This is a genomic window from Allobaculum sp. Allo2 (assembly GCF_022701175.1).
In the GTDB taxonomy this organism is placed as follows: Bacteria; Bacillota_I; Bacilli_A; order Erysipelotrichales; family Erysipelotrichaceae; genus Allobaculum; species Allobaculum fili.
Map to the genome: position 1 here is coordinate 586,748 of NZ_CP078088.1, position 23,929 is coordinate 610,676.

Annotated in this window: 28 protein-coding genes, 3 pseudogenes and 1 other annotated feature; of the genes and pseudogenes, 16 read left to right on the top strand and 15 right to left on the bottom strand. The window is 52.9% G+C overall.

From position 1 onward, the window contains the following. Positions 1 to 322: 322 nt before the first annotated feature. The 3 genes from KWG61_RS03515 to KWG61_RS03525 all read left to right on the top strand — a co-directional run bounded on the left by KWG61_RS03515 (position 323) and on the right by KWG61_RS03525 (position 3,600). Positions 323 to 2,008: a glucose PTS transporter subunit IIA gene (locus tag KWG61_RS03515; protein WP_242744952.1), complete on the top strand. Its 1,686-nt coding sequence runs from the start codon at positions 323 to 325 to the stop codon at positions 2,006 to 2,008. Next, on the top strand, positions 1,975 to 2,583 hold the full coding sequence (locus tag KWG61_RS03520; RefSeq protein WP_242744953.1) for a glucose PTS transporter subunit EIIB: 609 nt from the start codon (positions 1,975 to 1,977) through the stop codon (positions 2,581 to 2,583). The genes KWG61_RS03515 and KWG61_RS03520 overlap by 34 nt, the downstream gene beginning before the upstream one ends. Before the next feature lie 360 nt (positions 2,584 to 2,943). Then, positions 2,944 to 3,600, top strand: a complete 657-nt coding sequence (locus tag KWG61_RS03525) for an endonuclease/exonuclease/phosphatase family protein (protein ID WP_242744954.1) — start codon at positions 2,944 to 2,946, stop codon at positions 3,598 to 3,600. Positions 3,601 to 3,932: 332 nt separating this feature from the next. On the opposite strand, the gene KWG61_RS03530 is transcribed toward KWG61_RS03525, so the two are convergent. Beyond that, positions 3,933 to 4,967 (bottom strand): LacI family DNA-binding transcriptional regulator, encoded by a 1,035-nt coding sequence (locus KWG61_RS03530; RefSeq protein WP_230266550.1) that lies wholly within the window; start codon positions 4,965 to 4,967, stop codon positions 3,933 to 3,935. Positions 4,968 to 5,386: 419 nt separating this feature from the next. On the opposite strand from KWG61_RS03530, the gene KWG61_RS03535 reads away from it, so the two are divergent. The 4 genes and pseudogenes from KWG61_RS03535 to KWG61_RS03550 all read left to right on the top strand — a co-directional run bounded on the left by KWG61_RS03535 (position 5,387) and on the right by KWG61_RS03550 (position 9,540). After that, complete coding sequence (locus KWG61_RS03535) at positions 5,387 to 6,214, top strand: YoaK family protein (RefSeq protein ID WP_230266551.1); 828 nt, start codon at positions 5,387 to 5,389, stop codon at positions 6,212 to 6,214. A 201-nt stretch (positions 6,215 to 6,415) separates the two neighbouring features. After that, positions 6,416 to 6,623 (top strand) — a binding site (T-box leader). Between the two features lie 240 nt (positions 6,624 to 6,863). Then, a pseudogene (locus tag KWG61_RS03540) lies at positions 6,864 to 8,134 on the top strand (argininosuccinate synthase). Then, positions 8,135 to 9,295, top strand: coding sequence for an argininosuccinate lyase (gene argH / locus KWG61_RS03545; protein WP_242744955.1), 1,161 nt, complete (start codon positions 8,135 to 8,137; stop codon positions 9,293 to 9,295). It abuts the pseudogene before it with no gap. Next, positions 9,268 to 9,540: a hypothetical protein gene (locus KWG61_RS03550; protein ID WP_242744956.1), complete on the top strand. Its 273-nt coding sequence runs from the start codon at positions 9,268 to 9,270 to the stop codon at positions 9,538 to 9,540. Before argH ends, KWG61_RS03550 begins: the two co-directional genes overlap by 28 nt. Here KWG61_RS03550 and KWG61_RS03555 read toward each other — a convergent pair. After that, the gene (locus tag KWG61_RS03555; RefSeq protein WP_242744957.1) at positions 9,524 to 9,961 is read right to left on the bottom strand and encodes a hypothetical protein; all 438 of its coding nucleotides are present in this window, start codon (positions 9,959 to 9,961) and stop codon (positions 9,524 to 9,526) included. The genes KWG61_RS03550 and KWG61_RS03555 overlap by 17 nt on opposite strands. A 54-nt stretch (positions 9,962 to 10,015) precedes the next feature. Here KWG61_RS03555 and KWG61_RS03560 point away from each other — a divergent pair, with 54 nt between their 5' ends. The 9 genes and pseudogenes from KWG61_RS03560 to KWG61_RS15915 all read left to right on the top strand — a co-directional run bounded on the left by KWG61_RS03560 (position 10,016) and on the right by KWG61_RS15915 (position 16,442). Further along, positions 10,016 to 10,159 (top strand): hypothetical protein, encoded by a 144-nt coding sequence (locus tag KWG61_RS03560; RefSeq protein ID WP_242744958.1) that lies wholly within the window; start codon positions 10,016 to 10,018, stop codon positions 10,157 to 10,159. Next, positions 10,159 to 10,899 carry an N-acetyl-gamma-glutamyl-phosphate reductase gene (argC, locus tag KWG61_RS03565; RefSeq protein WP_242744959.1) on the top strand — a complete coding sequence of 247 codons (741 nt, stop codon included), beginning with the start codon at positions 10,159 to 10,161 and terminating at the stop codon, positions 10,897 to 10,899. Before KWG61_RS03560 ends, argC begins: the two co-directional genes overlap by 1 nt. 120 nt (positions 10,900 to 11,019) lie before the next feature. Continuing rightward, positions 11,020 to 11,457: a bifunctional ornithine acetyltransferase/N-acetylglutamate synthase gene (locus KWG61_RS17030; RefSeq protein WP_367614252.1), complete on the top strand. Its 438-nt coding sequence runs from the start codon at positions 11,020 to 11,022 to the stop codon at positions 11,455 to 11,457. After that, positions 11,415 to 12,224: a bifunctional glutamate N-acetyltransferase/amino-acid acetyltransferase ArgJ gene (argJ, locus tag KWG61_RS03570; protein ID WP_367614253.1), complete on the top strand. Its 810-nt coding sequence runs from the start codon at positions 11,415 to 11,417 to the stop codon at positions 12,222 to 12,224. Before KWG61_RS17030 ends, argJ begins: the two co-directional genes overlap by 43 nt. Positions 12,225 to 12,322: 98 nt before the next feature. After that, a pseudogene (gene argB / locus KWG61_RS03575) lies at positions 12,323 to 13,020 on the top strand (acetylglutamate kinase). Positions 13,021 to 13,078: 58 nt separating this feature from the next. After that, the gene (locus KWG61_RS03580) at positions 13,079 to 14,266 is read left to right on the top strand and encodes an aspartate aminotransferase family protein (RefSeq protein WP_230266558.1); all 1,188 of its coding nucleotides are present in this window, start codon (positions 13,079 to 13,081) and stop codon (positions 14,264 to 14,266) included. Further along, positions 14,263 to 15,111 carry an ornithine carbamoyltransferase gene (gene argF, locus KWG61_RS03585; RefSeq protein WP_242744960.1) on the top strand — a complete coding sequence of 283 codons (849 nt, stop codon included), beginning with the start codon at positions 14,263 to 14,265 and terminating at the stop codon, positions 15,109 to 15,111. Before KWG61_RS03580 ends, argF begins: the two co-directional genes overlap by 4 nt. Before the next feature lie 501 nt (positions 15,112 to 15,612). Next, entirely contained in the window at positions 15,613 to 15,993 is a 381-nt protein-coding gene (locus tag KWG61_RS15910) for an HAD family hydrolase (protein ID WP_256460775.1), read from the top strand. Continuing rightward, positions 15,966 to 16,442, top strand: a complete 477-nt coding sequence (locus KWG61_RS15915; protein WP_256460776.1) for an HAD hydrolase family protein — start codon at positions 15,966 to 15,968, stop codon at positions 16,440 to 16,442. Before KWG61_RS15910 ends, KWG61_RS15915 begins: the two co-directional genes overlap by 28 nt. A gap of 153 nt (positions 16,443 to 16,595) precedes the next feature. On the opposite strand, the gene KWG61_RS03595 is transcribed toward KWG61_RS15915, so the two are convergent. The 13 genes and pseudogenes from KWG61_RS03595 to KWG61_RS03655 all read right to left on the bottom strand — a co-directional run bounded on the left by KWG61_RS03595 (position 16,596) and on the right by KWG61_RS03655 (position 23,929). Further along, positions 16,596 to 16,919 carry a helix-turn-helix domain-containing protein gene (locus KWG61_RS03595; RefSeq protein WP_242744961.1) on the bottom strand — a complete coding sequence of 108 codons (324 nt, stop codon included), beginning with the start codon at positions 16,917 to 16,919 and terminating at the stop codon, positions 16,596 to 16,598. 444 nt (positions 16,920 to 17,363) lie between these two features. Continuing rightward, positions 17,364 to 17,795 (bottom strand): DUF2871 domain-containing protein, encoded by a 432-nt coding sequence (locus KWG61_RS03600; RefSeq protein WP_230266562.1) that lies wholly within the window; start codon positions 17,793 to 17,795, stop codon positions 17,364 to 17,366. A 31-nt stretch (positions 17,796 to 17,826) separates the two neighbouring features. Beyond that, positions 17,827 to 18,501, bottom strand: a complete 675-nt coding sequence (locus KWG61_RS03605; protein ID WP_230266563.1) for a hypothetical protein — start codon at positions 18,499 to 18,501, stop codon at positions 17,827 to 17,829. Positions 18,502 to 18,666: 165 nt separating this feature from the next. Then, positions 18,667 to 19,191 carry a TetR/AcrR family transcriptional regulator gene (locus tag KWG61_RS03610; protein ID WP_242744962.1) on the bottom strand — a complete coding sequence of 175 codons (525 nt, stop codon included), beginning with the start codon at positions 19,189 to 19,191 and terminating at the stop codon, positions 18,667 to 18,669. Between the two features lie 175 nt (positions 19,192 to 19,366). Further along, positions 19,367 to 19,537 (bottom strand): AzlD domain-containing protein, encoded by a 171-nt coding sequence (locus KWG61_RS03615; protein WP_242744963.1) that lies wholly within the window; start codon positions 19,535 to 19,537, stop codon positions 19,367 to 19,369. Next, positions 19,525 to 19,671 carry a hypothetical protein gene (locus KWG61_RS03620; RefSeq protein WP_242744964.1) on the bottom strand — a complete coding sequence of 49 codons (147 nt, stop codon included), beginning with the start codon at positions 19,669 to 19,671 and terminating at the stop codon, positions 19,525 to 19,527. The genes KWG61_RS03615 and KWG61_RS03620 overlap by 13 nt, the downstream gene beginning before the upstream one ends. Then, complete coding sequence (locus tag KWG61_RS03625) at positions 19,668 to 19,859, bottom strand: hypothetical protein (protein WP_242744965.1); 192 nt, start codon at positions 19,857 to 19,859, stop codon at positions 19,668 to 19,670. The genes KWG61_RS03620 and KWG61_RS03625 overlap by 4 nt, the downstream gene beginning before the upstream one ends. A 20-nt stretch (positions 19,860 to 19,879) precedes the next feature. After that, on the bottom strand, positions 19,880 to 20,422 hold the full coding sequence (locus KWG61_RS03630) for an AzlC family ABC transporter permease (protein WP_242744966.1): 543 nt from the start codon (positions 20,420 to 20,422) through the stop codon (positions 19,880 to 19,882). A 269-nt stretch (positions 20,423 to 20,691) separates the two neighbouring features. Continuing rightward, positions 20,692 to 21,651, bottom strand: coding sequence for an ABC transporter ATP-binding protein (locus KWG61_RS03635; protein WP_230266567.1), 960 nt, complete (start codon positions 21,649 to 21,651; stop codon positions 20,692 to 20,694). Then, positions 21,651 to 22,502 (bottom strand): ABC transporter ATP-binding protein, encoded by an 852-nt coding sequence (locus KWG61_RS17035; protein WP_367614254.1) that lies wholly within the window; start codon positions 22,500 to 22,502, stop codon positions 21,651 to 21,653. Before KWG61_RS17035 ends, KWG61_RS03635 begins: the two co-directional genes overlap by 1 nt. Further along, entirely contained in the window at positions 22,481 to 22,885 is a 405-nt protein-coding gene (locus KWG61_RS17040) for an ATP-binding cassette domain-containing protein (RefSeq protein WP_367614255.1), read from the bottom strand. The genes KWG61_RS17035 and KWG61_RS17040 overlap by 22 nt, the downstream gene beginning before the upstream one ends. Positions 22,886 to 22,887: 2 nt before the next feature. Next, a pseudogene (locus KWG61_RS03650) lies at positions 22,888 to 23,432 on the bottom strand (ABC transporter permease). Continuing rightward, positions 23,429 to 23,929, bottom strand: coding sequence for a hypothetical protein (locus KWG61_RS03655; RefSeq protein ID WP_242744969.1), 501 nt, complete (start codon positions 23,927 to 23,929; stop codon positions 23,429 to 23,431). Before KWG61_RS03655 ends, KWG61_RS03650 begins: the two are co-directional and overlap by 4 nt.

The window sequence follows — 23,929 nt, forward strand, 5'->3', positions numbered from 1 at the left end:
CGGGCAGGAAAAGAATGATTCTGAGAATAGAGTAAGCCTGCTGTGACCCAGATCCGCTCAAAGCGCCTGCCTTGTTTGTGCAAACAGATCGTGCAACATGCGCGATTCGCATAAAGCCCGAAACCTATCGCTCTGAATACGGGACAAAACCATTAAAATCACGGAATTTACCCGGAAATATCTTGTTTTGCGCTTTCAAAACCCGATATTTACGCTATAATTTGCATTGTTAATTGCACAATGTTGCATAAAAACAGGTATGGAAAACGCATTGATGCAAACGAGGCATTGCACAGATCAGGAAAGAGAAAAAGGAGGCCCTATGAGCGAAAACAAAAAGCCGGTTTCGATCCAGATCGTCTCGCCGCTGAGCGGTACAGCCGTTCAGATTACGGAAGTGCCCGATCCCATCTTCTCCGGGAAGATGATGGGCGACGGCGCCGCGGTAATTCCGGATAACGGAACCATCGTTGCTCCCGTTGACGGCGAACTGACTATGATCGCACCGACCCTGCATGCGTACGGATTTAAAGCGGAGGATGGAACGGAAGTTCTGGTCCATGTCGGACTCGAAACCGTCGGACTGGACGGCGCTGCGTTCAAAGTTCTCAAGGAAGCCGGATCCAAGGTCAGAAAAGGCGAACCGGTTGCCGAGGTGGATCTTGAACTTCTCAAGTCGAAAAACCTCAACCCCATTACCGCCATCGTATTAACAAGCACCCCCAAAGACGCGGTAATCACCGTTCGGGAAGGCAAAGTCAAAGGCGGAGAAGAAACGATTCTCACCATTGAAGAACCGGCTAAAGAAGAAGCGCCGGAAGCCGACACAAAGCCGGCGTCTGGAAAAGACGAGAAAAAGGACGCTGAAAAAGCCGACAAAAAGGGGATAAAACGGAAAACACGTCCAAGTCTTCCAAAGGCAAAGCGGATCAATCCGATTCGTCCAAAAAGAAAAATTCAAATTCAAAATCAACTTCGACCTGCTTCAGAAATTCGGCAAGGCGCTGATGGTCGTCATCGCCGTGATGCCGGCAGCCGGTCTGATGATTTCCTTGGCAAGCTGGTCGGCATGATGGCCGGCGATATTACCCTCGTCACCACGATTGGTATGGTCATGGAAAACATCGGCTGGGCCATCATTAACAACCTGCATCTGCTTTTCGCCGTCGCCATCGGCGGCAGCTGGGCGAAGGAAAGAGCCGGTGGCGCGTTCGCGGCGGTTATCGCCTTCATCCTGATCAACAACATCACCGGTCAGATTTTCGGTGTCACGACCGACATGTTAGCGGACCCGAATGCGATCACGCATACGCTGTTTGGACAGCCGATGCCCGTCGCCAACTACTTCGTCAACATTCTCGGCGCGCCGGCGCTGAACATGGGTGTGTTCATCGGTATGATTTCCGGTTTCGCGGGCGCCATCATTTACAACAAGTACTACAACTACCGCAAACTTCCGGATGCCCTGGCCTTCTTTAACGGCAAGCGCTTCGTACCGCTCGTTGTCATCGTATGGTCCGTCATCATCGCGCTGATTCTTTCGATTTTCTGGCCGATGGTTCAGCTGGGCATCAACAGCTTCGGAGAATGGATCGCGACGTCTTCGGAAACTTCGCCGATTCTTGCGCCGTTCATTTACGGAACGCTCGAACGTCTGCTGCTGCCGTTTGGTCTGCATCACATGTTAACGATTCCGATGAACTACACGTCGTTTGGCGGGACCTATGTCATTGCTACCGGCGCACAGGCGGGAACCGCCGTTTACGGACAGGATCCTCTGTGGCTGGCCTGGGTCAATGACCTCATCAACTATAAAAACGCCGGCAATATAGCAGCCTACAATGAACTGCTCACGACGGTTACCCCGGCACGTTTCAAAGTCGGCCAGATGATCGGTGCAACCGGTCTGCTGCTCGGTATCGCTCTGGCGATGTATCGCCGTGTCGATCCGGACAAGAAGAAAAATACCGTTCCATGTTCATTTCCATCGTTCTCGCCGTCTTCCTGACCGGCGTTACCGAACCGCTGGAATTCATGTTCATGTTCTGCGCTATTCCTCTCTACATCGTTTACGCGATTTTGCAGGGCTGTGCGTTCGCGCTGGCGGGTATCTTCCATCTGCGTCTCCATTCCTTTGGAAATCTGGAATTCCTCATGCGTACCCCGATGTCCATTCAGGCGGGTCTTGGCGGCGATATCATCAACTTCATCATCGCTTGCATCGTCTTCTTCGGAATCGGCTACTTTGTCGCTTACTGGATGATCGGCAAGTTCAGCTACGCTACGCCAGGCCGCAACGGCAACTACACCACAGACGATGACGATACGAGCGCGTCTTCTTCGAGTTCTTCGGAGACGTCCAAGTCCGAAGGCGGCCAGTCGCAGCCGGAGCGAATCATTGCGCTGCTGGGCGGCCGCGACAACATCGTTCTCGTCGATGCCTGCATGACGCGTCTGCGCGTTACGGTAAAAGACGTGGAAAAAGTGGCGGATCTTCCGGCATGGAAAGCCGAAGGCGCCATGGGCCTGGTCAAAAAGACAACGGCATTCAGGCGGTCTACGGACCAAAAGCCGACGTGCTGAAATCCGATATTAACGACATTCTCTAAACCTCCATCCGTATCTGCACACGCGGTCAGATCTGCCTCGCCTCCTCGAGGAGTCTGAGTTTACGAAAAGAGGACCGGCTGTATGGCCGGCAAGGGAAGAATCAAGGGAGCAGATCCATTGCGGCTGCTCCCTTTTTCACGGCTTTAGCCCGTTTCTTTTAAAGGCATCGACAAATTTTGTCGTCCTTGCGTTTCGATTCCCCTTTCGTCTTCTTACAATCGAAAGAGAAGAAGCGTCCTTACAGACTAGGAAATGCGAAGGCCAGAGCCGTCCAGAATTCACACCACGCAAAATTCCAGTCTGAATCTCTTGAAAAATGGAAAGGAGAGAGCTATGAAACTGCTCACCCTCAATACGCATTCGCTTCAGGAAACAAACATGGCGCAAAAACAGGATCTCTTCTGCGCCTGGATTGAAAACGAACAGCCGGATATTATCGCCCTGCAGGAAGTCAACCAGAATATGGATGCTCCTGCGGCAGACGATCTTGTCTGCGCACTGGTCTGGAAGCCGGAACAGGCGATTCTTCGCGAAGACAACCACGGTCTGGCGCTGGCCAGACGGCTGGTCAAAGCCGGCCTCCATTACGAATGGGCCTGGCTGCCCATGAAAATCGGCTACGACCGCTACGACGAAGGGCTGGCTATTTTCAGCCGTAAGAAAATTTTGAAGACGGAAAATCTGCTGGCATCGAAAATCGATACGTATACGGATTTTCGTACCCGCCGAATTCTGGGCGTACAGACCGAAGACGGCTGGTTTTATTCCATCCACCTCTCCTGGTGGAACGATCCGCATGAACCGTTCGCTCTGCAGTGGCAGCGTCTTCTGCCCCAGCTGGAGAAACATTCGAAAGATTCGCCGGTGTATTTACTGGGCGATTTCAATTCGGATGCGTTTTTGCCGGGCGAATCGGCCGATCTCGTCCGCCAGAGCGGCTATTTCGATACGTACGTGCTGGCAAAAAGAAAGATGCCGGCTATACGGTAGGCGGCGTCATTGACGGCTGGGAAAACCAGCCGCAAAGCGGTCCAAAACGGATCGATCAGATCTGGGCAGGCCATAAGGAAAACGTCACAGAAAGCCGCGTCGTCTTTAACGGAGAGAAGGAGCCTGTTCTTTCCGACCATTACGGCCTGCTCGTTGAAATTGACGACTCGCGCGGTGCGCACGAATAAAGCCGACAGGCGAAAACCGCCCGCAAAGCAGACACCAGAAAATTCATAAATCCAAAATCAAAGCCGTTCGAACTTTACCGTCCCCTGAATTGGGGAGCGGGACGTTCGAACGGCTTTTTGTGCGGTTTATATTTTTGGAGAAAATCAGGATTTGGCTGGAGCACAGCTTTCGCGCTCGACGAGCACGAACGGAACGAGGGTCTTGCTGGCCATGGACTGCGGCGTGCGCGCCCGTAAAATCGCCTGCGCGGCGGCTTCGCGGCCAAGCTGGAGCGGATGAACGTCGATGGACGTCAGACGCGGGGAGGTGAGCGTCGCGAAAATGGAATTGTTAAAGGAAACGATGGACAGATCGTCTGGAATGGAAAGGCCGGCTTCCGCGGCTTTCTGGCGAAGGGCCATCGCGTGCAGGTCGTCGCTTGTCACAAAGGCCGTTGGCCGTTTGTCTTTGGAAAGCGCGAGCAGGCGGCCGATTTCTTCAAGCCCTTCGGGATCGCCGTGTTCCATTTCGATCAAATGCATGTTTTGCGCCTCGATGCCAGCCTGCTGAAGAAAGAGAAGCACACCGTTTTTGCGCGATGCAGAAAACAGATGCTCGAACGGGGAGCCGATAAACGCGAAGCGGCGATGGCCAAGCCCATACAAATAGCGTGCAGCGCTGCTGCCGGCTTCGATGTTGTCGTTGTCGACGCTGACGGTCTGCGAACTGCGGCTTTGCGGAGAGCCGATCAGCACGTAGTCGTAGCCTTCTTCGGTCAGCTTGTCGACGATGGGATCATCGGCGCGGGAAAACAGAAGAATGAAGGCGGAAAGGCGGCTGCTCGCGGAAAGGGAAAGGATCGCTTCGATGACTTCCTGATCATCCCGGCCGGTTAACAGTAAGGAGACCGCTTCGTTCTGGTTGCAGTACTCGCTGATGCCGCGGATGACTTCCAGAAAGAACGGGTTGTTGTACGTATCCGCAGCGGAAGGCGGAAGAATGATGCCGACTTCGACAAGCGGCTTGTTCTGGACCAGCGTTGAAGCGCTTGCTGGTGCGGAGTAGCCGACTTTTTCCATGGCTTTGCGCACCTTTTCCTTGGTGGTCTCCGAAATGGCCGGATTGTTTCGAATGGTGCGGCTGACGGTCGAGGCGGAAACGCCGGCGACGCGGGCAACATCGCGTATCGTTACGGACATGAAAAATCCCTTTCCAAAGCGAAATCTTCTGTTTCACGACAATTGCACACAACGAATACAGAAAGCGTTTGATCTGCGATAAACAAAGCCTTTTACGCTGTGCAAATATGCATCATTATGCAACAAAATGCGCCAAAGGAAAAGACGGGCAGGAAGACTCCGCCCAATTCTTCAGGCATTTTTCAAGTGTTGACCGTCTGGTTTTCCGGCGAAACCAAGGGCGCTTTTCCGGCTTTTTCTCAAGAAAAGAGTGATCGTTATCTTCGTTCAAATATCCTGAAACGGATAAACACAATCGCAAAAAGAAACCCGGCGAGAAAAACGCCAGCGGGACGGCTTGTGTCCAGCGACCCTGAATCCGCAGCGTTCGCCTCGGGCATCTGCCGGCTTGCCTGCGGCTCGCGTCGGATAATACAGGTATGGACTATCCACAGGATCTGATCGGAGAACTGGTCGAAAACGATAAGGATGAACGGGAAGAATCGCTGCGCGTCGGCCTGCTTTTAACGCTTGGTATCGGCATTCTCAACGCCTGCACGTACGTGACGCGCGGGCATGTTTTCGCGAGCAGTCAGAGCGGCAACCTGCTCTATTTAGGACTCGATCTGGCCAAAGGCGAATTTGGCAACGTGACCAAGTATCTTTTTCCGCCGCTGATGTTTGCGGCTGGAATTGTCATTGCCGAACATTATCACGACAAGCCGGGGTATCGGCAATGGCGAAGAATTCAGTTTCTGATCGAAATCGTTCTGATCATTGTCGCCACGTTTCTTCCGGATTCCTGGAACGCACTGGCCAATCCGATTTTCGGCTTGTGCTGCGGACTGCAGACGATTATTTTCAAGCGGATTCGAAGCAATCCGATGGCGACGGTCGTCATCAACAGCGGCTTTCAGAACACGTTTGTGCACCTGACACGGTATTTGCAGAAAAAGGATAGGGAAGACGCGTTTCGCGCGCTGCTCTATTTTGTTCTGGTCATTTCCTACTTTCTCGGCATCGTGATCGGCGCACTGCTCTGTCCGTATCTCAATCATTATGTTTCGCTGATCAGCGCTGGACTGCTGCTGATCTGTCTGTTTATTGCGCTGCCTGCCCATTTGGATTCGGACGAAAAGAGCTCTGATTCATCGGTCGACAACCCGGACAAGGCAGGAACGGCTGCGTCAAAGCCTGAAAAAGAAAACGGACAAAATTCGAAGAACAATAGAAGTTTCAAAAACGAGGACACGGTTTGGAAGCGTTGAATTTCAAAATCCGTGTCTTTTTATCGCGTAAGTAATACGAATCGTTTTACTCTTCGCAAGAAAACCTCTTTTTCGGGCCGTCAAGAGGAATTTTCAGAAAAATGCCGGGAAATATTCTCGTTTTCATGCATTTTTTCAGAAAGAGAAACAAATCGGTTTCAATGGATTGAATTCGAAAATGGAATGGGTAGAATACGGAATATCAAATCAGTGATCGGAAATAGTACCTGCAGAAAGGTCCAAAGAGAGCTTCGGCCTGGTGAAACGAAGCGTCCGGAATGCAGCGAACGTGCCCGTGAGTGGAACCGCGACAGAAATCGAGCTGTTCCCGCGACCCGGCGTTATGGGAGAGTGTCCTCTTCAAGAAAGAGGGAAGACAGGTGGTACCGCGATCCTTATCGTCCTTTCATTCGAAAGGACGTTTTTTTGGAAGGGGCGATTTCATGCAGGAAGACCGACGATGCCTGAATTCAGGCCGGCGAAAGGCTGACACACACTGAGAAACAGCCATTCGCCGCATACATACGCACAGCTTAGAACAAGATCCGAAACGAAAAATCCATACATACATAAACGTTTAAATCTGCTGGATCTTCTTCTCATTCTTTCTCAGACCATTCAAAAGCGAAAGCGAACAAGGAGAAAAATCATGAGCAACCTGCATAACGAAAACAAAACGTATAAGAAAATCGTCCTCGCCTATTCCGGCGGTCTGGATACTTCCGTTCTGATCCCCTGGCTGAAAGAACATTACGGCAACTGCGAAGTCATCGCGGTATCCGGCAACGTCGGACAGGGCGGCGAACTCGACGGCCTCGAAGAAAAAGCGCTCAAGACCGGCGCCTCCAAACTGTATATTGAAGATCTGACCGACACCTTTGTAGACGACTACATCGTACCGTCCCTCAAAGCCGGCGCGAGCTACGAACAGTACTTGCTGGGAACGTCTTTCGCAAGACCGATCATCGCCAAACGGATTGTGGAAATCGCCAAAGCCGAAGGCGCCGATGCCATCTGCCACGGCTGTACCGGTAAAGGAAACGACCAGGTTCGGTTTGAACTGGCCATCAAGGCGTTCGCTCCGGAAATCGATATTATCGCTCCATGGCGGTTCTGGGATCTGAACAGCCGGGAAAAGGAAATCGCCTACGCCGAAGCGCATAACATTCCTCTGAAAATCAGCAAGGAAACCAACTACTCCAAAGATAAAAACCTCTGGCATCTGTCCCATGAAGGTCTGGACCTCGAAGATCCGGCCAACGAAGCTCCAATCAACAAACCCGGCTTCCTCGAAATGGGTGTATCCCCGAAATGGCTCCGGATACGCCGACCAATGTCACCATCCATTTTGAAAAAGGCGTACCGACCGCTCTGGATGGCGAAGAAATGAGCGCCAAGGACATCATCCTCAAGCTCAACGAAATCGGCGGCGCCAACGGCATCGGCATTCTCGATATCGTTGAAAACCGTCTGGTCGGCATGAAATCGAGAGGCGTATACGAAACGCCGGGCGGATCCATTCTGTATAAAGCCCACGACAAGCTCGAGGAAATCACCCTCGACAAAAACACCAAGCATTTCAAGGAAATCGTCGCGCAGAAATTCGGCGAACTCGTCTACGACGGCCTCTGGTTCACCCCGCTGCGCAAAGCGCTGAGCGCCTTCGTCGATTCCACGCAGGAAACCGTAACCGGCGACGTTACGCTCAAACTCTACAAAGGTAACATGATTCCGGTATCAGTAACATCCCCGTATTCCCTCTATAACGCAGGCATGGCCACCTTCGATGAAGATGACTGCTACGACCAGAGCGATTCCGCCGGCTTCATCAACCTCTTCGGTCTGCCGATCGCGGTAAGAGCCATCAACGACAAGCAGCTCGCAAAGGAAACTGGAGAACATTTCTCCAGTGTGGAATAAATGAGTAAGCTCTGGGCGGGTCGGATCTCCAAGGAAACCGACGCGGACGCCAACGACTTCAACAGTTCCATTTCTTTTGATTCCCGGCTGTATCCCCAGGACATTCTTGGAAGCCTGGTGCACAGCTGCATGCTCGAAAAACAGGGCATTCTCACGTACGAGGAAAAGCAGGACATTCATCACGGCCTGCTCGATCTTCTCAACAAAATGAACAGCGGTCAGGTGGAATTTTCCAGCCAGTATGAAGACATTCACACATGCGTGGAACAGCTGCTGACGGCCGCCATCGGCGACACCGGCAAAAAGCTCCACACCGGACGCAGCCGCAACGATCAGGTCGCACTCGACATGCGTCTGTATGTTGTCTCCAAAGCCGAAGAAATTCACGACACGCTGCTCAATCTGATTTCGGTTCTGGCCGATCTGGCCGCCGAATACGCCGATACGCTCGTACCCGGCTATACCCATCTTCAAAGAGCGCAGCCCATCACCTTCGGGCACACGCTCATGGCCTACGCCAACATGTTCCGCCGCGACGCGCTCCGTCTGGAAAACGCGCTGGACGTCATGGACGAATGTCCGCTGGGCGCCGGCGCTCTGGCTGGAACGACGTTCCCGCTCGATCGGGAATTTACCGCCGCACATCTTGGCTTTTCCAAGCCGATGTCCAACTCGATCGACGCGGTCAGCGACAGGGACTTCTGCATTGAATTTTTAAGCGATCTTTCCATCCTCATGATGCACATGAGCCGTCTGAGCGAAGAAATGATTCTCTGGAGCTCCTGGGAATTCAAATTCATCGAACTCGACGACGCCTATTCCACCGGCAGCTCGATCATGCCCCAGAAGAAAAATCCGGACATGTGCGAACTGATCCGCGGCAAAACCGGCCGGGTTTACGGCGATCTGATCGGTCTGCTCACGGTCATGAAAGGTCTGCCCCTCGCCTATAACAAGGACATGCAGGAAGACAAGGAAGCCGTCTTTGACGCCGTTGATACCGTCGAGATGTGCCTGAAAGTTCTGCCTGGCATGTTAAAGACGATGCGCGTACGCAAGGACAAGATGAAACAGGCCGCCAGTGCCGGATTCATCAACGCAACGGAATGCGCTGACTACCTCGCCAAAAAGGCATGCCCTTCCGGGATGCCTACAAACTGACCGGTACGCTCGTCGCTGACTGCATCGACAAGGGCCTTACCCTCGATCAGGTCAGCCCCGACGATCTCGAAAAGCTCTGCGATCTGTTTGACGAAGACTTTTATCAGGCGATCGATCTCGACAAGGCTGTAGCCGATCGGAAAGTGTACGGCGGTCCGTGCAAGGAAAACGTGCTCGACCAGTCCGCCAAAGCCAAGGAATTTGTCGCCGCGCACAAAACGTCCAAAGTCAGAACTTCGAAATAATTCCAGACCGAGCGAAAGCCGTCAAAGGAAAAAGACGCGCTTCTTCTGGAAAGGAAATGTTTACGCCAGACCGCCGCGCCAGTAGGAAACTTGTCGCGGCGGTCGACGTTTCCGATGATTTTTCCTCTCCATCCAACCGCTGCGTGCCGCCTGTCTTTCGATATCTTTCCATATATATCGGAAGCAGAAAGAAGGATATAGAAGGATATAGATATAAAGGATACAGAAGGATATAGATATATAGGAAGAACAGGGAAGAGCTCGAACGCCTGGCAGAAAAGAGTCCGGACAGGCAGGATTCCATCCCCGCAAATTCACCTGAAAAGTGCAGGAAAAACGGGAAAAAGACAGCCCATACAGAACCGGTGAAATCCCGCAAAACAGGAATATATATGTCTCCTTTGAAAAAGCGGATGTTCACAAAATGCATAGGCCGGTATTCTGAGCAGGGAAAAAGATAAAAAACAGTACGTGTATGAAAAAACCAAAAATTTACATCGATGGCCAGGCCGGAACGACCGGGCTGCAGATTAAGGAGCGGATTTTAAACCGCGACGATCTGGAACTGCTGACCATCGCCGAAGACAAACGAAAGATCCCGGCGAACGCCGGCGTCTGATGGAAAAAGCCGATCTGGTCTTTCTCTGCCTGCCCGATGCGGCAGCGATCGAAGCCGTTTCGCTGATGGAAGGACTCGATACCCGAATCATTGACGCCTCCACCGCGCATCGCACTTCGCCCGACTGGGCGTACGGCTTTCCGGAACTTTCGGCCGCGCATAAAGCAGCCATTCAGAGCGCGCAGAAAGTGGCCAATCCCGGATGCCACGCCAGCGGCTTTATCGCTCTGGTTTATCCGCTCGCCAGATCCGGACTGCTCAATCTGGACAGTCAGCTGAAGTCCTTTTCGCTGACCGGCTACAGCGGCGGCGGAAAATCGATGATCGCCGCTTACGAAAACGAAAAAGAAGACGAAATGAACAGCCCGAAGCCCTACGCTTTAGGACTTGCCCATAAGCACATTCCAGAAATGAAAGCCGTCTGCGGTCTGCAGCAGACCCCGCTTTTTGTACCGATCGTCGATGACTATGAAAAAGGCATGCTCACCCAGGTCTTTCTCGGCAAGGACGATCTGACCAAATCTGTCAGTCTGCAGGAACTGCTCGATCTGTATAAAAACTGGTACGGCGATTCCCAGATTCAGGTCGGCGATCCGCAAGGCGCGCTGTTCTCGAATACGCTGGCCGGAAAAGACGGCATGGAAATTTTTGTCAACGGATCTTCGGAAACCGGCTATGTGCTCAGCGCCCGCTTTGACAACCTCGGCAAGGGGCGAGCGGTGCCGCGGTTCAGAACATGAACCTCATGCTTGGCCTGGACGAATACAAAGGCCTGCATCTTTAAGAAAAACGCGAAATCCGATACGGATTTCGTTTCCATATATTTCCAGATACTGGAGAACTGCGAAGAAGGGATAAACATGAAGGAAAGTCGCAAAGGAATTACCGCAGCCGCGGGATTTCAGACCGGCGCAATTCACTGCGGGCTGCGCAATAATCCGCAGAAAAAGGAACTCGCGCTGATCGTGTCCGAAACCCCGTGCACAGCTGCGGCGGTTTACACCACCAATCAGGTGAAAGCCGCGCCGCTGCTGCTCAACATGCAGCATCTGGCCAGCGGAACGGCACAGGCCATTACCGTCAACTCGGGCAATGCCAACGCCTGTGCGCAAAACGGTGCCGAAAACGCGCTGCGTCAGGCCCAGGCCGCTGCTGCAAAACTCGGTCTGAAAACCGAAGACGTTCTGGTCGCTTCGACCGGCGTCATCGGCGTCGAACTGCCGATCGAAAAAATTGAAGCCGGTACCGAAAAATCGTGCTGGGCTATGACTCTACCGACAGCGCGAAAGCGATCATGACGACCGATACCCGCGTGAAGGAATACGCGGTGGAATTTGAACTCGACGGAAAAACCGTCTATTTAGGCGGCATCGCCAAAGGATCCGGAATGATCCATCCCAATATGGGAACGATGTTATGCTTCCTGACCAGCGACGCAAAGATCGCTTCGCCTATGCTGGACAAAGCGCTGCATGATGTGGTGAAAAAGACGTTTAACCGGATCAGCGTCGATGGCGACACGTCCACCAACGACATGTGCATCGTTCTGGCTAACGGCATGGCCGGCAATGCCGAAATTACCGAAGAAAATGAAGACTACGCGATCTTCAAGCAGGCGCTCTTTGACGTCATGCAGAAGCTGGCGATCGCGATCGCCAAGGACGGCGAAGGCGCCAGCCGCCTGATTACGGTCGAAGTCAGAACCGCAAAAACCGAAGAGCAGGCCGAAACGCTCGCCCGTTCGGTGGCCTGCAGTTCGCTGCTCAAAGCCGCCATGTTTGGCAAGGACGCCAACTGGGGCCGCGTGATCTGTGCCATGGGCTACTCCAAAGCGCAGTTTGATCCGTCTCTTGTCAGCATTTCCTTCGCGTCGAAAAACGGCGAAATTCTGGTCTGCGAAAACGGCAAGGGCCTTGATTTTGACGAAGACAAGGCGCTTCACATTCTTGAACCCGATGAGATCGTCATTCTGATCGATCTGCACGAAGGAAAAGAGAGCGCGACGTGCTGGGGATGCGATCTCACGTACGAATACGTACACATCAATGGAGACTACCGCTCATGATGAGCGCGCAGATCCGCGCCGCCATTCTTTCGGAAGCCCTGCCGTACTTAAAGGAATACAACGGCGAAATTGTGGTGGTGAAATACGGCGGCAACGCCATGATTGACGAAGAACTCAAAAAGGCCGTCATTCAGGATGTGCTCATGCTGCACCTGGTCGGCATTCATGTGGTTCTCGTTCATGGCGGCGGACCGGAAATTTCAAAAATGTTAAAGAAAACCGGCATCGAATCCCGCTTTGTCAACGGGCTTCGATATACCGGCGAAGATACGATGGGCATCGTGCAGATGGTCCTTTGCGGCAAGGTGAACAAGGATCTCGTTTCCCTGCTCGAAGGCAAGGGAATCGGTCTTGGCGGCATGGACGGCAATCTGTTTCAGGCCGTTCCGCTCGACCGGGATGAATACGGCTATGTCGGGGAAATCAAAGCCGTCAACAGTCAGATCGTCCGTGATCTCATTCACGGCGGCTACATCCCCGTCATTTCCTCGGTGGCTGCCGGTCTGAACGATCTCAACAGCTACAACATCAACGCGGACACCGCCGCCAGCTGTCTGGCCGGCGCACTCCATGCCAAAAGCTGATTTTACTGACCGACATTTCCGGTCTGCTGGCGGATCCCAGCGATCCGGACAGCCTCATTCCGGCCCTGAAAGTTTCGCAGGTGCCGGCAATGCTGGCAACCGGCGCGGTTTCGGGCGGCATGATTCCGAAAGTGGACTGCTGCGTGGAAGCCGTACGGCAGGGGTTCAGCGCGCCAGCATTATCGACGGCCGCATTCCCCATTCCATTTTGATTGAACTGCTGACCAACGAAGGCATCGGAACGATGTTCTCCCAGGAAGAGGTGTAAAGATGAGCGATACCCAGACCATCATCGAAACAGAATCGACCCATTTCATGAATACGTACGGCCGCTTTCCCATCGTGCTCGACCACGGCGAAGGCTGCCTTCTCTACGATCTTGACCAGAACGAGTACCTCGATCTGAATTCCGGCATCGGCGTCAACTGCCTCGGCCACAATCATCCCGCACTCGTAAAAGCCATTGCCAATCAGGCGGGAACCCTGATGCAGGCCAGCAACCTGTACTATACAAAGCCGCTCGTCGACGCCGGACAGAAGCTCGTTAAGCTTTCCGGCCTGAAGAAAGTCTTCTTCGCCAACAGCGGTGCGGAAGCCAATGAAGGCGTCATCAAGACCGCCCGCAAGTACAGCATCGATACATACGGCGATCCAAAGCGTGTACAGATCATTACGCTGAACAATTCCTTTCACGGACGCACGATCGCCACGCTCGAAGCGACCGGTCAGGATAAATTTCACCAGAACTTCTACCCGTTTACCGCCGGCTTCAAATACGTCGACGCCAACGATCTGGCGGCGATGGAAGACGCCATGGACGACACGGTATGCGCCGTGCTGATGGAACTCGTTCAGGGCGAAAGCGGCGTTCGCCCGCTCGATGCCGGCTACGTCAAAGCTGTCGAAGCGTTATGCAAGGAAAAAGATATCCTGCTGATCATTGATGAAATCCAGACCGGCGTCGGCCGTACGGGAACCTTCTTCTCGTATGAGCAGTATGGCATTCAGCCTGATCTTGTCTCGTGCGCCAAAGGCCTTGGCGGCGGCGTGCCGACCGGCGCGTTTCTTGCCGGCGAAAAAGCCGCCGATATTTTGCAGCCCGGCGATCATGGAACGACCTTTGGCGGAAACGCACTGGCCATGGCTGCAGCCAACGTGGTCCTCGACCAGGTCGGCGATTCCGCATTTTTAGCCGATGTGAAACGCAAGGGCGATAAATTCATGCAGGCCATTTCAGCGATCGATTCCGATCACATTCAGGACGTGCGCGGCATGGGACTGATGATCGGCATTGAAGTCGGACCCGAAGCCATTGCCGACGATCTTGCGAAACTTCGTGAAAAAGGCCTTCTCGCTTTAAAAGCCGGCGCAGGAACCATCCGCCTGCTGCCGCCGCTCATTATTTCGGATGAACAGATTGACCAAGCCGTCAACGTGATGAAAGAGGTACTCGCATGAACCATCTGTTAAAACTCCAGGACTTATCCGCTGAAGAAATCGTTCGGATCCTCGATCTGGCCGACCAGCTCAAATACGAAAAGAAACACGGCATTGAACATCCTTACTTAAAAGGAAAAGCCGTCGGACTCATTTTCCAGAAATCGTCCACAAGAACCCGCGTTTCCTTTGAAACCGGCGTCCATCAGCTCGGCGGACAGGCGCTGTTCCTGTCTTCCAACGACTTGCAGATCGGACGCGGCGAACCGGTACAGGATACAGCCCGCGTGCTTTCCCGCTATCTCGACGGTATCATGATTCGTACGTACGAGCAGAAAGAAGTCGAAGATCTGGCTGAATATGGATCCATCCCCATTATTAACGGTCTGACCGACTACTGCCATCCTTGCCAGGTGCTCGCCGATCTGATGACGATCCGCGAAAAGTTCGGCAAGTTTGAAGGCCTGAAAATGGCGTACATCGGCGACGGCAACAACATGGCCAACTCGCTGATCGTCGGCGGTCTGAAGATGGGCATGGACGTCGCGTGCGCTTCGCCTAAAGGCCATCAGCCCGATCCAGCCGTTCTGGAATTCGCGAAGGAATTCCCGGGCAAGTTTACGCTGACTGAAGATCCAAAAGAAGCCGTCAAGGACGCGGATGTCGTCTTTACCGACACCTGGGCGTCGATGGGCATGGAAGCCGAAAAGGAAGAGCGCATGAAGCTGTTCCAGGGCTATCAGGTCAACGACGAACTGCTCGAACTCGCCAAGAGTCCGGTTATGATCCAGCACTGCCTGCCGGCGTACCGCGGTCAGGAAATTACCGAAAAAGTTTTCGAAGAACACGCGGACGAGAATCTTTGAAGAAGCCGAAAACCGTCTCCATGCGCAGAAAGCCGTCATGGTTCTGCTCATGAAAGACGAATAGGCTGCCGGCTTTCGAATCGGTACAAACCGCAGATTTCCTTTACAAACCGCGAAACGATACGCGATTTCAGCAGAACACCCATACTTGTACTGCCGCTGCGCGATCCATATCCACAGGCTTTCGCTTTTGCCGGATGAATCGACTCCATACTCCTTTCCAGACGCCTTTCTGGCCGCTTTGGTTTTAAAACGGATTTCCCGGCAAAACACAAAGTCAGGTACCCCAAAGGTTTTCCGCATGTCTTTACCCTGGACATGCAGAAAACCTTTTTCGCTGGATCCGTTTTCCCGAAGAACGAGGCAAAAACAGGGAGGGACGCGAAAAAAGGGACAGAATGCCCGCTTCAGGACTACGCTGAACGCGGGAGAATTTCGTGAAGACGTGAAACGCGAAACGCGCAAAGAAGAAAAATGAAGAAAAAAGAGGAGGCGCAAAAAATGATGAAGGCAGAAAAGCATACAGACGAGATCCGAATGATTTTCTTTGATATTGACGGCACGCTGATCGACATGAATACGAAGGTGATCAGCCCCCGCACCGTTGAAGCGCTTTGCCTGCTCCAAAAGGAAGGCGTTCGTATCGCCATCTGTAGGGGCCGCTCGCCCATGCAGATTCCAAAGTTTGAAGGCGTAGAGTTTGATGCCCTGCTTTCTTTTAACGGCTCTTACGCGACCGATCGGGACGGTCAGGTCATCTGTTCCTCGCCGCTCGATCCCGATGATGTGGAAACAATTCTGGCCAATACGCAGGCTATTGGACGCCCGCTGCGCTGGCGACAACCGAAGAAATTATGGCCAACGGCACCGACCAGGATCTGAGCGATTACTACGCCATCAGCAAAGCCCGTCTGATTCCCGATCCGGACTTTGACAAACACCGTAAAGGCAAGTGTGTCTATCAGATCATGACGGGCGGACGCAAGGACGAATACGACTCCATTATGAAAAACACGAAAAACGCCAGAGTGATGGCGTGGTGGGACCGGGCGATCGACATCATTCCGGCAAGCGGCGGAAAAGGCGTCGGCGTCCAGAAGGCGCTCGATCATTACGGTCTGACCAGAGAACAGGCGGCTGCCTTTGGCGACGGGGACAATGACCGGCTGATGCTGGAAGCCGTAGGACTTGGCGTCGCCATGGCTAACGGCTCTCCCTCGCTTAAAGTGATTGCGGAGGATATCTGTCCGAGCGTGGAAGAAGACGGCATTTACCAGTACTGCGTCGCACAGGGCTGGATCCATCCGGAAACCGGGGATGCCAAAGTCTGATCCGACCGGCTCTGTTTTCACTCTGCGTTATTAAGAACAGACGAAGAAAAACCAAAACGCATCCGGATTGTAAAAATCTGGATGCGTCGTTCTTTCCGTGGTGAAGAAGAAACAGATCCCCTGAAGTAAGAAAAAGTCAGATTTGGATCCGTCCTATACGTCGATTTCGCGATCCTGCAGGCTCTGGAGGGCGGCTTTCTCCTGGTCAAAACGAAGAACGCCTTCCAGGATGTATTCCATCAGATGCTGCTGGTCTTCGTCGAGCCGGCTGATCAGCAGCAGAAGCGTCTGACTGCGTCCGGATTTACCCGCGCCGGTCAGCAGAAAATCACAGGAGACGCCAAAAGCCTCGCTGAGTTTAATCAGCGTTTTCAGCGAAGGGGAAGAGAGCCCCCGCTCCAGATTGGAAATATACTGGGTATTGACGCCGATAATATCCCCCAGAGCTTCCTGGGTATAGCCTTTTTCTTTCGACACTCGTAGATCCTTTTGCCAATTTCAATGCTGAGTTCATCTTTTTCTTTTTCATAAAATCAACCCGTATAAACCGCGCCGAGCCGAACAGATGAAGGATCGCATAGCCGTCTCGATTAACTGGAAGCGCATGATGATTCCATTGTAATTAGCATAAGATGAATAAAACACAACCCAGAAGTGGATAAAAACTAGAACTATAAGAATTAGATTCTCCTTTAATGCGTTGCGTTTTCAACCTTTTTGGATGGTTCTGTGTCCGCTGGCAGGTTCCCGGACGGAACAGCAGTCCGGCTGCTGAAAAGCGTGAATTCAGAATTCAGAAAAAGCCGGATTCTCTTCATTGAAAAACAAAGAGGATCCGGCTTTGTAATGCTGGGGATTTTCCTGGAAAAGGGGCAAAAGCGATGGGGAGAGAAGGTCGGTGTTTGAAATCGAAGCTTCGCTTCAGTCTTTGGCCGCAAAAATCGCCTTGCGAATTTCCAGAAGAAGGAGAACCAGGCTGACGCCCAGAACAATGTGGCCGATACCGGCAATGCCGGAAATGGCGGCGCTTGCGCCGTGTGAGAGCGGCGTGCTGAACACCTGGAGTGTGCCGCGCACCAGCATCATAATTTCGGTCAGAATCAGACCGAGGTTGTAGGCAAGAATGATGTGATCGGTCTTCTTTGTCGTAAAGGCGAAGTTCTTTTCCAGCAGGACGAGAAACAGGAACATCGCCATCCCTAACATAAAGAAATGGGGATGGACGACGGAAAGCATCGTCTTGCCGGTATAGCCGACAAACTTGGGCAGTTCGCGGAAATAGACACCGCCGACCATGGCCAGAAGCGCATAGACCAGAGCGGTATTCATGTACTTTTTCATGGATTGTTTCATACTCGCGTTTTCCTTTCTTCGCTTTACGCGTTTAAGCCGAGGCTTTCTGGGATTTCTTCATCGCGCTATAGCCGATCAGAACGGTCCAGACATACGCGCATGTCTTCGGGATCATTAACATGCCGATCGCTGGAACTTTCGAGGCGAACAGTACAACGGGAATGTAGAAGGCAAAACTCAGAACGATCGTCAGCCACATCCATTTAAACGCCTTGTCCTTGGCGGCTTTGGCACTGCGATAAAACAGAACGATCATGAGCAGACCGAGCAGCGCGAACGGGATGTTGCGGTAAATGCCCCAGGAGAGCGGCTCATGCGTGGATGTCCACGCGTTTTGGGGGAAGAGGCAGAGCGCAATCCGAATGATGGCCAGACACCAGACGATAATCGTCAGGTTCTGCGTATGTTTTGGGTGATAGCGCTCCTTCCAGACGGAATAAAGCAATACGTAAAAAATGGTCATCGTAATGGATGTGATGAGCTTTCCGATGCCCAGCGCGGCGGTGTAGTGATCCAGACCGGTGGTACAGAGAGCGACCATACGCGGAACGAGATGGAACGCGTCGCCGCATCCCAGAATAACGGCCATCCATCCAAAGAGACGGTATTGTTTCACACCCTTGCAATCGCGAATCATTAAAATGCCGAGGGTGATGACGGTAAACAGATAAACCACATCAAACAGGGTTTCCAGAATAGCCTGCATAGTAAGACTCCTTTCACGATCAGACTTTCCAGAACTAAATGTACGCTATGTAAGCGGCAGAGAAGATCGATGCGCCCAGATAATGTGAACAATGTTCACTTTTGACAAAAAATTGTTCTGAGGCAGGAAGGCCTCAGAACAGAAGCCGGTCGGCGGCGGTCAGAATCAGGGAAGGATCGTAGTTTTCCTCAACAATGGAAGCCAGAAGCAGGGAAAACAGAATCTGCGCTGCCTGTTCCGACGAGAACGCAGGGTCGAATCGGTTTGCGGAAATAGAGGGTCCTTTTCGATCGTCTGCGTGATCGTACGGACGATCTGCTTCCAGGTCCTTCGCATGAAGACGGAGCTTTCCTGCCGTTCGTTGCTGGCGATCAGGCGGGCGTGCATGGTCGCAAAGCCTGGATACGTATGAAAGACGTCTTCCATCTGCGCATACCATTGCTTCAGCAGGGCCTTCAAGTCGTTCTGTTTCAGAAAGCCTTCAGGTAAATGGAAAATTTCCTTCCATATGCTGATGACGGTGGCGCTGACCAGATCGCTTTTCGAAGGAAAGTAATGGTAAAGACAGCCGACCGAAACCTGGCAGGCGCTCGAAACGTTCCGAATGTTTAAATCGTTCCAGCCCTGTGTCGAAGCCATACGACGACACGTTTTCAGAATTTCTTCCTTGGACGTTGCAGCGGGTTTCATTGCACTCTCTCCTTTCCTTTTGCTTTTCGGATCTCGTTTCTGGTCTCTCTCGGATCTCATTCGCGGTCGTATCCCTGGCGTAAGCCAGTCAGGCGGGAGATCTCCAGTTACTGTGATTATAAAACAGGAAAAAGCGAAACGCATCTCGATCGAGACACGCTTCGCTCTGGCTTTTTCAATACACGAAAAGATACAGAAGCAGATCGAGCAGAACGGCCGCCAGTACGCTGACGATAACGGGCTTTTTACGATAGGCGCAGAGCACGGCGATCGCGCCGCCGCCCACCCCGATCAGAATGTGCTTTGGATCTGTCTCCAAAATTCCGGGAAAGATCAGCGAAGCCATGACCGTATACGGCAGCAGCTGCAAAAGATTTTGCCTTTGGAAGAAAAATGAATTTTCGAGACGAGCAGAGCCGGCACGAGACGCGGAATCATCGTGGAGAGCGAAAGCAGAACGGTCAGCAGGAAGAAATTCATACGTCTTCCTCCTTTACAAAGAGCAGACCGATCAGCGCGCCGGCCAGCGAACCGATGACAATATTCCATCTGCCCTCAATATAGACGCTCGCCAGCCAGGAAAAGAGCGCCGCCGCAAGAACCGGAATCCAGAGACGGGCATGCTTTTGCAAGGAAGGCGTCAGCAGCGCCAGAAACATCGCCGGCATGGCGATGGCGAACGCCGCGGTTAAGACGGGCGGGAAAAAGGCGCAGAGTACGGCGCCCAGCGCGGTTCCGACCCACCAGGAAAACCAGGCGCCAAAGGCCAGACCGCCAAAAAGGCCGGCGTGATTTTCGAATGATCCTGCGTTGTAAACATGGCGAACACTTCGTCGGTCACACCGAGCGAAAGCACACAGCGCAGCCACAGCGGCGCTGTTTTCAGATCTTCCATGACGACCATGCTCATGATGATATGGCGCAGATTCATGACGAAAACGGAAATGACAATCGTCCAGAGCCCCGCGTTCTGTGCCAGCATCGACGCCGTCGTCATCTGTCCCGCGCCCGTATAGACGAACAGGGACAGTGACAGCGTCTGCCAGAAATTCATGCCTGCCGTCTGCGCCATGCCCGCGTAGGCGATGGCAACTGGAATATACCCCAGCATAATCGGCACGCTGGCCAGAAAGCCCGCTCGAAACGCGCCTTTGGACTTCGCGGCCGATGCCGGCTGGTTCTGGCATGCAGATGTCCTCTGGAGCTGTTCAGCCTCTTTGGATTCCTTCATGAAACTATCCTTTCTTTCCAATCGATCGCCTTTTATCGAGCGCCGTCTGGGCTTGTCTTGATCTGGCGATCCGGTTTTCTTTCTTATTCATTTCGCTTATTCTTTCCGATGTCACGCCAGCTTGAAAACCGTATGAAAGCGCGGAAAAAATGAAAAATTTGTGGAATAGAAAAAGATATGACATGTTTCCCGACCTGCTCAATTGGGAGGCGTCATATCTTTTCCTTTGGAAGAATTTTGATTTGAGATTGTCTGGTTCTAAAGCCTTTTTAATTCAATCGGGCACTCTGACGCGCGTCTTCTTTGGCTTCTTCTACCCATTTGGCCAGCTCTTCATCGGTCGCCAGAACGTAATGCGTTCCGTCGATGTGCTGCTTCTTGCCTTTGGTGTAGTCGACGCCCATCGCGTCGGCATCGTAGGTGAGCGCCACGCGTTTCTTTTCGATGACCGGGTTTGGTTCCGGGTTGGCGGAAAGAAGGGAGCGGGTGTACGGATGAACTGGATGCGTGAAGATTTCATCCGTTGTACCGGTTTCGACCAGATGGCCCTTATGCATAACGCCGATGCGGTCGGAAATGTATTTGACCATGCTCAGGTCGTGGGCGATGAACAGGAACGCCGTGTTGGTTTCCTTCTGAATTTTTTTCATCAGGTTGACGACCTGCGCCTGAATGGATACATCGAGCGCGGAAATCGCTTCGTCGGCGATGATCAGCTTCGGGTCCATGATCAGCGCGCGGGCAATCCCGATACGCTGACGCTGTCCGCCGGAGAACTGGTGCGGATAGCGGTTAGCGTGTTCCTTGGACAGGCCGACGAGCTCGAGAATGTCGTAGACTTTCTGGTCGCGCTCTTCCTTCGTGTTGTACAGATGATGGATATCGAGGCCTTCCGCGATGATATCGAGAACTTTTTCACGCGGGTTGAGGCAGGCCATTGGGTCCTGGAAAATCATCTGCATGTTCGTATGGAGAAATTTCTCATCTTCATGCGACATCTTGCCGGATACGTCGCGGCCGCAGAACGTGATTTTTCCGGACGTCGGACGATACAGGCGAATGATCGAACGGCCGGTTGTGGATTTTCCGGAACCGGATTCGCCCACCAGACCGTACGTTTCGCCCTCATCGATCCAGAAGTCGATGCCGTCTACCGCCTTGACGGTAAAGGAACGGCTGACTTTGAAGTGCTGCTTGAGGTTTTCTACTTCAAGAATTCGATTGGCCATTATGCAGAAACCTCCTCTTCTTTACGTTCTGTTTCTTTGTTTTCAGCTACAGGTTCCTCTTTCGTTCCGAACGGTTTTTTCGGCGCGGTTACGGTATAGCCAGCAGCTTTGCGCATGCGCTCAAGACGTTCCCTGAGTTCAGGCGGCATCTGTACGTCCGGCGCCTTCGGGGCCAGAAGCCAGGTGGCGGCGGAGTGGGTATTGGTAATGCGGAACATCGGCGGATCGATTTCTTCGTCGATTTTGAGTGCGAAGCGGTTGCGCGGGGCGAATGCGTCGCCCTTGATTTCGTACAGCAGGTTGGGCGGCGTACCCGGAATGGTGTACAGCTCGTCGCCGGATGTATCCATATCCGGCATGGACGCCAGAAGGCCCCATGTGTACGGATGACGCGGATCGTAGAAGATCTCGTTGATCGTACCTTTTTCGACGATCTTGCCGGCGTACATGACGTTGACGTAGTCGGCAACTTTGGCGACAACGCCGAGGTCGTGGGTGATGTAAATAACGGACAGATCCTTCTTTTTCTGGATGTCCTTGATCAGCTCCAGAATCTTGGCCTGAATCGTAACGTCCAGCGCGGTCGTCGGTTCATCGCAGATCAGAACTTCCGGGTCACAGGAGAGCGCGATAGCGATAACCACACGCTGACGCATGCCGCCGGACAGCTGGTGCGGATAGTTTTTCATGCGCTTTTCCGGATCGTTGATGCCGACCAGACGCAGCAGTTCGACCGCACGGTCCCACGCCTGTTTTTTCGGCATATTGTAATGGTAGCGCATGGCTTCCATGACCTGCTTGCCGATGGTCATCGTCGGGTCGAGCGAAGTCAGCGGATCCTGGAACACCATCGCAATGCGGCGGCCGCGGATCTGCGACTGAATGAATTTCGGGGAAGACTGAACGATATCGACCGTTTTCTTTCTTCCGGTCTGGGGTAGCCGTCCGGAATGCGGCCATTGTATTTGGTCTGAATTTCCGCGATTCTCTCAGGCGGGAATTCGTAGTACGTGTATTCAATCGATCCGTTCTGGATTTTTCCGTTGCCGGCCAGAATGCCCATGACGGCTTTGGTCGTAACACTCTTTCCGGAACCGGATTCGCCGACGATGGCGATCGTTTCGCCGCGGTGCAGATCGAGATTTACGCCGCGTACCGCGTTGACGGTACCGTTGTCGGTAGTAAAGGCGATATCGAGATCGCGGATTTTAAGAATGCGTTCTTTCTCTTTCATCTCTACATCTCCTTCATTTTCGGGTCGAAGGCATCGCGCAGACCGTCAGCCAGCAGGTTGAAGGAAAGCATCAGAATACCGAGGATAACAACAGGAATAATGACCATGTACGGCGTAACCAGAATGGATTTGAAGCCGTCGTTGATCAGCGAACCCAGCGAAGCCTGCGGGGCAGGAACGCCAAGACCGACCATGGCGAGGAACGCTTCGTAGAAGATCGCGTTAGGAATGGAGAACATCGCCATGATGATGATCTGGCCAAAGATGTTCGGCAGAATTTTTTGAAAATAATGAAGAATCCGCTCGCGCCCAGCGTCTTGGAAGCCAGAATGAATTCTTCTTCCTTGATCTTAAGCACCTGCGCACGGGTGACACGGGCCATGCCGATCCACTCGGTCAGAATCAGGGCGACGATGATCGTATACAGACCCGGCTTCATGATGAGCAGAAGCAGCGTCAGAATAACGAGCGTCGGAATGGAGTTCACGATTTCCTGGAAGCGCTGCATGATCGAATCGACCAGACCGCCAAAGTAGCCGGAAATCATACCGTAAATAATGCCGATGAAGACGTTGACGAGAACCGCGGTTCCGGCAACGAACAGGAAATGCGGCAGCCTTCCCAGCAGCGAACCCACAGGTCGCGGCCGAGAACGTCGGTACCAAAATAGTGGTAGACGTTGGCGTATTCGCCGACGTACTGTCGAATGCCGCCCTGGCCGTTGAACCAGCCGATCCATTCCAGACCCGGAATGCGCGGGGCCATGGACTGTTCCGCGGTATTTACGGCGTCAAAGCTGTAATGCGAAAGCATCGGGCAGGCAAACGAAAGAATAAGGAAAACAACAATGATGGCACCGCCGATGAGCGCGCCCTTGTTGGATTTAAAACGAACCCATACGTCGTGCATGAAGGAGGAACTTGGCGTGACCTCGTCATGATCCAGACGCGTCGGGATGTCGATCAGCTCGTAGTCCTGATCGAGAACGCGATAGCCCTCGAGAAATTCATCGAGCTGTTTCTGACTGGAAATTTCAGCACGCAT